Genomic DNA, 7138 nt, shown 5'->3' on the forward strand with positions numbered 1-7138 from the left:
CCCGGCCGGTCGGGCGACGCGGGTGTCGACGGCGTGCGCGTGCTGCACGCCGTCGGCGCACCGAACGCCGAGGGCCGCGGGGGCGCGTGGAGCTACGACGGCTCGGCGGTGCCGGCCGGCTCCAGCGCGGCCGCGCTGTCCGTCTCCAGCAGGCTGGGCACCGCCACGGTCCTGCTCGTGCGCGGCCTGCAACCGCACCGCGCCTACGGCGCCCACCTGCACCAGCTGCCCTGCGGCGCCTCCCCGCAGGACGCCGGCCCGCACTACCAGCAGGTGCCCGACCCCGTGCAGCCGTCGGTCGACCCCGCCTACGCCAACCCCGTCAACGAGGTGTGGCTGGACCTGCACACCGACGCCGCGGGCGACGCCGTGGTGCGCTCGACCAACCCGTGGTCCTACCGCCAGGCCCCCGGCTCGCTCGTGCTCCACGCCGAGCACACCTCCCACGAACCGGGCAGCGCGGGCACCGCGGGCGCCCGGCTGGCCTGCATCACGCTGCGCTGACCTCCGCCGCGGGCGCCCGCCCGCACCCACCGCCACCCACCGCGACCGGCCGCGCTGTCCGGGCCCCGGCTTAACCTGTCGGCGTGCCCGACCCCGCCACCTACCGCCCCAAGCCGGGGGAGATCCCGCTCGAGCCGGGGGTCTACCGCTTCCGCGACCCCCAGGGCCGGGTCGTCTACGTCGGCAAGGCCAAGAGCCTGCGGCAGCGGCTGGCGAACTACTTCCAGGACGTCGCCGCGCTGCACCCGCGGACCCGGCAGATGGTGACGACGGCCGCCAGCGTGGAGTGGACGGTGGTGTCCACCGAGGTCGAGGCCCTGCAGCTGGAGTACTCCTGGATCAAGGAGTTCGACCCGCGGTTCAACGTCAAGTACCGCGACGACAAGTCCTACCCCTACCTCGCCGTCACGATGGGCGAGGAGTTCCCGCGCGTGCAGGTGCTGCGCGGCGCCAAGCACAAGGGCACCCGCTACTTCGGGCCCTACACCCACGCCTGGGCCATCCGCGAGACCGTCGACCTGCTGCTGCGGGTGTTCCCCGTGCGCACCTGCAGCACCGGCGTGTTCAAGCGCGCCACCGCCTCCGGCCGGCCCTGCCTGCTGGGCTACATCGACAAGTGCGCCGCGCCGTGCGTGGGGCGCATCGACCCCGCCGCGCACCGGGCGCTGGCGCAGGACTTCTGCGACTTCATGGCCGGGCAGACCTCGCGGTTCGTCAAGCGGCTGGAGCAGCAGATGCGCGCCGCGGCGGCCGACCTGGACTTCGAGCGCGCCGCGCGGCTGCGCGACGACGTCGCGGCGCTGCAGCGGGCGCTGGAGAAGAGCGCGGTCGTGCTGCCCGACGCCACCGACGCCGACGTCTTCGCCATCGCCGACGACGAGCTGGAGGCCGCGGTGCAGGTGTTCCACGTCCGCGGCGGCCGGGTGCGCGGCCAGCGCGGCTGGGTGGTGGAGAAGGTCGAGGACGTCGGCGTGGCCGAGCTGGTGGAGCAGCTGCTGCTGCAGGTCTACGGCGCCGAGAGCGGCGAGGCGGTGCCGCGGGAGGTCCTCGTGCCGCAGCTGCCCGCCACCCCCGGCGACGACGTGGAGGACTGGCTCTCGGAGCTGCGCGGCACCCGGGTGGAGCTGCGGGTGCCCCAGCGCGGCGACAAGCGCGCCCTGCTGGAGACGGTGCAGCGCAACGCCACCCAGGCCCTGGCCCTGCACAAGACCCGCCGCGCCGGGGACCTCACCACCCGCAGCGCGGCGCTGCAGGAGCTGCAGGAGGCCCTCGGGCTGGAGGAGGCACCGCTGCGCATCGAGTGCTTCGACGTCTCCCACACCCAGGAGACGAACGTGGTGGCCTCCATGGTGGTCTTCGAGGACGGCCTGCCCAAGAAGGCCGACTACCGCCGCTTCGCGGTGCGCGGCGAGGACGGCCTCGACGACACCGCCGCCATGCGCGAGGTCCTCACCCGCCGCTTCCGGCGGATGCGCGCCGAGCAGCAGGACGGCGCCGCGGTGGTCGACGACGCCGTCGCGGAGGTGCTCGGCGGCGACCCCGCCGACGTCCCCGCCGACCTGCCCGCCGACGTGCCGGGCGAGGACGGCGCGGGCGGGGGCGTCGACCCCGCCACCGGCCGCCCCCGCCGCTTCGCCTACGCCCCCAACCTCGTCGTCGTCGACGGCGGCCGGCCCCAGGTGGAGGCGGCCGCCCGGGCCCTGGCCGACCTCGGTGTCGTCGACGTGGCCCTGTGCGGGCTGGCCAAGCGCCTGGAGGAGGTGTGGCTGCCCGGGGAGGAGCACCCCCTCGTGCTGCCCCGCACCAGCCAGGGCCTCTACCTGCTGCAGCGGGTCCGCGACGAGGCGCACCGCTTCGCCATCACCTACCACCGCGCCAAGCGCAGCCGGTCCATGACGGCCAGCGCGCTGGACGCCGTCCCCGGCCTGGGGGCCACCCGCCGCAGCGCGCTGCTGAAGCACTTCGGCTCCCTCAAGCGGTTGCGCGCGGCCACCGTCGAGGAGGTGATGGCCGTGCCCGGCATCGGCCGGCGCACCGCTCAGACCGTCGTCGACAGCCTGCGCGCGCCCGCCGCGGCGGGCGCTGCGGGGCCGGGCGAGGAGCTCCGGGAGCAGGAGGCGGGCCTGCGGGTCAACACCGCCACCGGCGAGCTGCTCGACTGAGGCCTGCGACACCCGCCGCGCCCGCCGCGCCCGCCGCGCCGTCGTGCCGTCGTGCCGTCGCGCTGTGCGAACCGGCGGCTGCGCAGCGTCGGGTTCCGGCGCGCGGGCGCGCCACCGGCTGGCAGGATGGCGCCCGTGGCAGAGGCGACGCAGGAGGCGGGCGACGCGCAGCCGGCCGGGGGGGCGGGCGAGGACCGCACCCGCCCGGAGCTGCTCATCATCACCGGCATGTCGGGCGCGGGGCGCTCCACCGCCGGCAAGGCGCTGGAGGACCTCGGCTGGTACGTCGTGGACAACCTGCCGCCCCAGATGCTGGAGCCCCTCGCCGAGCTCGCCGCCCGCGCCGGTCGCTCGGTGCCGCGCATCGCCGTCGTCGTCGACGTGCGCGGGCGCTCCTTCTTCGCGGAGCTGCAAGGAGCCCTGGCGGTGCTCGACACCCGGCACGTCTCCCCCCGGGTGGTGTTCCTGGACGCCTCCGACGAGGTCCTCGTGCGCCGCTTCGAGTCGGTGCGCCGCCCGCACCCGCTGCAGGGCGACGGGCGCATCGTCGACGGCATCGCCCACGAGCGGGAGCTGACCAGCGACCTGCGCGCCCGCGCCGACGTCGTGCTGGACACCTCCACCCTCAACGTCCACCAGCTCGGCGCCAAGGTCGCCGCCCTCTTCGAGGGCGAGCTCACCGAGGCCCTGCGGGTCACCGTGATGTCCTTCGGCTTCAAGTACGGCACGCCCTCGGACGCCGAGCACGTCGCCGACGTGCGCTTCCTGCCCAACCCGCACTGGGAACCGGACCTGCGGCCCCTCACCGGCAAGGACGCCCCCGTCGCGCAGTACGTGCTGGCCGCCGAGGGCGCCCTGCCGTTCCTGGAGCGCTACGCCGCCGCCTTGCAGCCGGTGCTGCAGGGCTACCGGCGGGAGAACAAGCGCTTCGCCACCGTCGCGCTGGGCTGCACCGGCGGCAAGCACCGCTCCGTGGCCCTGGTGGAGGAGCTGGGGCGGCGCCTGGGCGCCGAGGGCGTGCCCGTGCGGGTGCTGCACCGGGACCTGGGGCGGGAGTGAGCGACCCGCTCCCGCCCGGGCCCGGTACCCCCGGCCGCCCCGGGCCCCGCCGCCGCGGCAGCACCGCGCCCGCCGTGGTGGCCCTGGGCGGCGGGCACGGCCTGGCCGCGTCGCTGTCGGCGCTGCGCCACGTCACCGACCGGCTCACCGCCGTCGTCACCGTCGCCGACGACGGCGGCTCCTCGGGCCGGTTGCGCCGCGAGCTGGGGGTGCTGCCCCCCGGCGACCTGCGCATGGCGCTGTCGGCGCTGTGCGACGACTCCGAGTGGGGCCGCACGTGGCGCGACGTGCTGCAGCACCGCTTCGACGGCGACGGGGAGCTGCGCGAGCACGCCACCGGCAACCTGCTCATCAGCACCCTGTGGCAGCTGCTGGACGACCCCGTCGCCGGCCTGGACTGGGTGGCCCGCCTGCTCGGCGCGCGCGGTCGGGTGCTGCCCATGGCGGCGGTGCCCCTGGACATCGAGGCCGACGTCCTGGGCCTGGACCCCGCCGACCCCGGGCGCACGGTCCCGGTGCGCGGGCAGGTGGCGGTGGCCTCCACCCCGGGTCGGGTGGCGGCCGTGCGGCTGGTGCCCGGGGACCCCCCGGTGCGCCCGGAGGTGCTGCGCGCCCTGCAGGAGGCCGACTGGGTGGTGCTCGGCCCCGGCTCGTGGTTCACCAGCGTCCTGCCGCACCTGATGGTCCCCGCCCTCGCCGCCGCGCTGCACGGCACCCGCGCCCGCCGCTGCGTCACCCTCAACCTCGCCGTGCAGCCGGGGGAGACCGACGGCTTCAGCGCGGAGGCGCACCTGGAGGTGCTGGCCGCCCACGCCCCCGAGCTGCGCCTGGACGCGGTGCTCGCCGACCCGGTCGCGGTGGAGGACCCCCAGGCCCTGGCGGACGTGGCCGCCTCCCTGGGCGCGCGGCTGCTGCTGCGGCAGGTGTCCCTCGGCGACGGCACCCCGCGCCACGACGCGCTGCGCCTGGCGGCGGCCTACCGTGACGTCTTCAGCTCCACCTACGGCGACGTCCAGGAGGCCCGGTGAGGAACGGTGATCGGGACGCGGCGGCCGAGCGCGGTGGTGCGGGACGCCCCGCGCGCGGTGCGAGGATGGGGCCCATGGCTCTGACGGCGGCGGTCAAGGACGAGTTGAGCCGGTTGCCGGTGACGCGGTCGTGCTGCCGCAAGTCCGAGGTGTCGGCCGTGCTGCGCTTCGCGGGCGGTCTCCACATCGTCTCCGGGCGCATCGTCATCGAGGCCGAGCTGGACTCCGCCTCCAGCGCCCGCCGGCTGCGCCGCGACATCGCGGAGGTCTTCGGCCACCCCAGCGACGTCGTCGTGCTGCAGCCCGGCGGGCTGCGCCGCGGCACGCGCTACGTGGTGCGCGTGGTGCGCGACGGGGAGTCCCTGGCCCGCCAGACGGGCCTGCTGGACGTCCGCGGCCGCCCGGTGCGCGGGCTGCCCTCCCAGATCGTCTCCGCGTCCGCCTGCGACGCCGAGGCCGCCTGGCGGGGGGCGTTCCTGGCCCACGGCTCCCTCACCGAGCCGGGCCGCTCCGCCGCGCTGGAGGTCACCTGCCCCGGCCCCGAGGCCGCCCTCGCCCTCGTCGGCGCCGCCCGCCGCCTGCAGCTGCAGGCCAAGGCGCGGGAGGTGCGCGGGGTGGACCGGGTGGTGCTGCGCGACGGGGACGCCATCGCGGCGCTGCTGACCCGCCTGGGCGCCCACGACGCGGTCATGACGTGGGAGGAGCGGCGGATGCGCCGGGAGGTGCGCGCCACCGCCAACCGGCTGGCCAACTTCGACGACGCCAACCTGCGCCGCTCCGCGCGCGCCGCGGTGGCCGCCGGTGCCCGGGTGGAGCGGGCGATGGAGCTGCTGGGCGACGACATCCCCGAGCACCTGCTGGCCGCGGGACGGCTGCGCCTGCAGCACAAGCAGGCCAGCCTGGAGGAGCTCGGCCAGCTGGCCGACCCGCCGATGACGAAGGACGCCATCGCCGGGCGCATCCGCCGGCTGCTGGGCATGGCGGACAAGCGCGCCGCGGAGCTGGGCCTGCCCGGCACCGACGCCGGGCTCACCGCGGACATGCTCGACGCCTGATCGGCGCTCGGGCGGTCCCGTGGTCCGACCACGGCGGGTCTGTGGTCCGACCACGGCGGCGCCCCGACCCCGCCGCCGAAGCGTCGCCCCGCCGCTCCGCGCCGGCCCGCCAGGCCCTAGGGTTCACCACGGCGGCGTGCGTGTTGCGCCGGTCACACCGCAGGGGAACGACCGCTACCACGGAGCACCGCACCACGGAGCCCACCGCGGACCGCAGGGACGGTGCCCTCGAGGAGGAGAAGAATGACGACACGCGTCGGCATCAACGGCTTCGGACGCATCGGCCGGAACTTCTTCCGCGCCGCGCAGGCGTCGGGGGCCGACATCGAGATCGTCGCCGTCAACGACCTGACGGACGGCAAGACCCTGGCCCACCTGCTCAAGCACGACTCCATCCTCGGCAAGTTCCCCGGGGACGTCTCCGTCGGCGACGGGGAGATCGTGGTGGGCGGCACGAGCGTGAAGGTCCTCGCCGACCGCGACCCGGCCAACCTCGGCTGGGGCGACCTCGGCGTCGACGTCGTGGTGGAGTCCACCGGCTTCTTCACCGACGGCACCAAGGCCAAGGCGCACGTCGAGGCCGGCGCCAAGAAGGTCGTCATCTCCGCGCCCGCCACCAACGACGACGTCACGGTCGTCATGGGCGTCAACGACGGCGACTACGACGCGGCCAAGCACACGATCATCTCCAACGCCTCGTGCACGACCAACTGCCTGGCGCCGCTGGCGAAGGTCCTCGACGACGCGTTCGGCATCCAGCGCGGCCTGATGACCACGATCCACGCCTACACCGCGGACCAGAACCTGCAGGACGGCCCGCACAAGGACCTGCGCCGCGCCCGCGCCGCCGCCCTCAACATCGTGCCCACCAGCACCGGTGCGGCCAAGGCGATCGGCCTGGTCCTGCCGCAGCTGAAGGGCAAGCTCGACGGCTACGCGCTGCGGGTCCCCGTCCCCACCGGCTCGGCCACCGACCTGACGGTCACCCTGGGCCGGGAGGTGAGCGTGGCGGAGATCAACGAGGCGTACAAGGCCGCCGCCGACGGCGCGCTGAAGGGGTACCTCACCTACTCCGACGAGCCGCTGGTCTCCAGCGACATCGTCACCGACCCGTCCTCGTGCATCTACGACTCGGGCCTGACCAAGGTGATCGGCGACCAGGCCAAGGTCGTCGGCTGGTACGACAACGAGTGGGGCTACTCCAACCGCCTCGTGGACCTGGTGTCCCTGGTCGGCAGCTCCCTCTGACCGCACCCGCCGGCCCGGGCCCCCGCGGGGGCCCGGGCCGGGCTGTGCCGCGCGGCCGCTCCCGCCGGCGGCGGGCACCGCT

At 75.8% G+C, this 7138-nt stretch carries 6 protein-coding genes; all 6 read left to right on the top strand.

The genetic code is table 11. The features are described from left to right. The coding region (locus ABEB16_RS09065; RefSeq protein WP_345711934.1) for a hypothetical protein at nt 1–504 on the top strand (504 nt) is incomplete at its 5' end. An 83-nt stretch (nt 505–587) separates the two neighbouring features. Continuing rightward, a complete protein-coding gene (uvrC, locus tag ABEB16_RS09070) occupies nt 588–2666 on the top strand; it encodes an excinuclease ABC subunit UvrC (protein ID WP_345711935.1) in 2079 nt (692 codons plus the stop codon). 126 nt (nt 2667–2792) lie between these two features. Next, on the top strand, nt 2793–3725 hold the full coding sequence (gene rapZ, locus ABEB16_RS09075) for an RNase adapter RapZ (RefSeq protein ID WP_425560143.1): 933 nt from the start codon (nt 2793–2795) through the stop codon (nt 3723–3725). Then, a complete protein-coding gene (locus ABEB16_RS09080; RefSeq protein WP_425560144.1) occupies nt 3722–4753 on the top strand; it encodes a gluconeogenesis factor YvcK family protein in 1032 nt (343 codons plus the stop codon). Before rapZ ends, ABEB16_RS09080 begins: the two co-directional genes overlap by 4 nt. Nucleotides 4754–4827: 74 nt before the next feature. Then, entirely contained in the window at nt 4828–5808 is a 981-nt protein-coding gene (gene whiA, locus ABEB16_RS09085; protein WP_345711937.1) for a DNA-binding protein WhiA, read from the top strand. Nucleotides 5809–6051: 243 nt separating this feature from the next. Beyond that, a complete protein-coding gene (gene gap, locus ABEB16_RS09090) occupies nt 6052–7056 on the top strand; it encodes a type I glyceraldehyde-3-phosphate dehydrogenase (RefSeq protein WP_345711938.1) in 1005 nt (334 codons plus the stop codon). Nucleotides 7057–7138: the final 82 nt, after the last annotated feature.

Source organism: Kineococcus glutinatus, from assembly GCF_039542765.1.
GTDB lineage: Bacteria > Actinomycetota > Actinomycetes > Actinomycetales > Kineococcaceae > Kineococcus_A > Kineococcus_A glutinatus.

Bases quoted from the DNA above. Each gene is read 5' to 3' on its own strand.
- rapZ (WP_425560143.1), top strand. From the start codon at position 2,793: ATGGCGCCCGTGGCAGAGGCGACGCAGGAGGCGGGCGACGCGCAGCCG.
- whiA (WP_345711937.1), top strand. From the start codon at position 4,828: ATGGCTCTGACGGCGGCGGTCAAGGACGAGTTGAGCCGGTTGCCGGTG.
- gap (WP_345711938.1), top strand. From the start codon at position 6,052: ATGACGACACGCGTCGGCATCAACGGCTTCGGACGCATCGGCCGGAAC.